This is a genomic window from Synechococcus sp. R6-7 (assembly GCF_047461695.1).
Taxonomy (GTDB): Bacteria; Cyanobacteriota; Cyanobacteriia; order Thermostichales; family Thermostichaceae; genus Thermostichus.
The window spans coordinates 1-2,150 of sequence record NZ_JANSHS010000356.1 but is presented as its reverse complement, the minus strand read 5'-3'; the positions used below and the strand labels follow the sequence as shown (position 1 = coordinate 2,150).

Annotated in this window: 1 protein-coding gene and 1 pseudogene; one reads left to right on the top strand and one right to left on the bottom strand. The window is 60.9% G+C overall.

The window, feature by feature from the left end; genetic code table 11:
- A partial coding sequence (gene ccsB, locus NW815_RS10590; RefSeq protein WP_414415990.1) for a c-type cytochrome biogenesis protein CcsB occupies positions 1 to 961 on the bottom strand: 961 nt, incomplete at its 3' end.
- A 237-nt stretch (positions 962 to 1,198) separates the two neighbouring features.
- Here ccsB and NW815_RS10585 point away from each other — a divergent pair.
- A pseudogene (locus tag NW815_RS10585) lies at positions 1,199 to 2,150 on the top strand (hypothetical protein); the annotation flags it as partial.

The window sequence follows — 2,150 nt, the reverse complement described above, 5'->3', positions numbered from 1 at the left end:
ACACCCAAACCACCCCAAAGCCTAAGCTGGCCAAGAGGGCGGGGCGTCTGCCTTGCCAGCCTTTGGTGATGCGGGCGTGCAAATAGGCGGCAAAGACCAACCAGGTAATCAAGGCCCAGGTTTCTTTCGGATCCCAGCTCCAGTAGGTACCCCAGGCTTCGTTGGCCCAAACGGCGCCGGCGATAATGCCGATGGTCAACAGGGGAAAGCCCAGCCCGATGAGCCGGTAGCTGGTGTTGTCCAAGATTTCTGCCAGGCTCAGCCGTTGCCAGGGGATCCCTTCGGGGGCCGGTTGGGGGGGGAGTTCAGCGGACGAGGGGGCAGGACGGGGGGAGCGGAGGCCGGCGTAGGCCAGTTCTGAAGCCGGGGAAGGCAGGGTGGCTTCCGCCCATTCGGGATGGGTTTGGGGTTGGGGAGGGCGAAATTGCAGGCCGAGGGAGTTGCCCTTGAGATGCACTTCCTGACCGCGAGTGACGATGAGAAAGCTGATGGAGAGAAGGGATCCCACCAGCAGCGCCGCGTAGGCCAGCAACATCACAGTCACGTGCATCATCAGCCAGTTGGATTGCAAAGCCGGCACGAGGGGCTGGGCCACCTGCATATCTTCCGGCAGCACCAAGGCAGCAAAGGCTACGATCCCGGTTACAACTGGGGCGGTCATGACCCCCACCCAGCGGCTGCGGCTCCAGTGGAGGGCCAGCAGGTGCAAAGCGGTGATCCCCCAGGCCAGGAAAAACAAAGACTCGTACAGATTACTCAAGGGGAAGTAGCCTGCATCGATCCAGCGGGCCGTCAACAGGGCGGCCATCGTCAAGTTTGCCCCGATCATCCCCGCTAGGCCCAATTCGGCCAAAAGCTGCACCTGGGGAAAAGCTGCCCCACCCCAGTAGAACAGCATGGCCCCCAGAGAAATGGCAAACGCCACGTTGTTGAGCAGAGCTTGCCACTGGGCCAGATCCATGCCCGCAAGAGCTGTTATCGCCAACAGAGCCATACACGACCTCAAAAGTGTCTCCGACCCGGCTTGAGCCAGGCCAGTTGATCCCATTCTAGGGCGGGGGAAGGGATCTTCCCCAAAGGACACATGCTGGTAATGTGGGGATGGCTTGTCTGCGGCTCGGCAGGATACAAAGAGCATTGGGATGTAAGGCTCATGCAAGAACACGCGGGAAATGCCAGGTTGAGAAGGTGGGGGTTGTTGAGATGGTGGATCTGTCTGTTGGCCGCCCTCGTTTTGGCCTCTTGTGGGGGATCCCCGCCTAAACCCCCGCAGGAACAGCTTCCCCAGCTAGAGCGCGTGCCGGTTCCCCCGGAGATTGCCAAGCTGGATGCCCATTTGCAGTATTGTCGCCCGCAAGTTCAGATCCTCAGCCCCAAGCCAGGTGAGGTGTTGTCAGAGCGGCAGGTAACCGTTCGCTTCGCGGTGCAAGGGTACCCACTTTTCAAAGATCCGCAATTGGGTCTTGGCCCTCATCTGCACGTGGTGCTGGACAACCGGCCCTACATCGCCCATTACGATGCCGATGCTCCCCTCGTTTTCAAGGATTTGGAGCCGGGATCCCATACTCTGCGGGTGTTTGCCGGCAAACCCTGGCACGAGAGCTTCAAAAACTCTGAAGCCTATGCCCAGGTCAGCTTTCACGTGTTAGCTCCCACCCCTGAGTACGTGCCACAGCCGCAACTGCCCCTGCTCACCTACAACCGCCCCACAGGCAGCTACGGGGCCGAGCCAATCTTGGTGGATTTCTGGCTGGCCAATGCCCCAGTGCGGGAGAGCCTGTTGAGTGACTTGCCACGGGACTGGCGGATCCGCTACACCCTCAACGGCCAATCTGGCCTGCTGGATCGCTGGGAGTCTTTTTATCTGAAGGGCTTCAGGCCCGGTCGCAATGTGATGGTGCTGGAACTGGTGGACAGCAAAGGGGATCCCATCCGCAATGTGTTCAACAGCGCCGCCCGCGAGATCACCTACACCCCTGGCGGCCAAGACACCCTCTCCAAGCTGGTTCGGGGGGAGCTAAAAGCCGAAGAGGCCCTGGCCATCGTCCAGCCCCAGCCCACCCCTACCCCAACTCCGACACCGGAGCCCACCCCGACTCCAGAACCCACGCCCACTCCTACTCCGACGCCAACACCAACTCCGACACCCA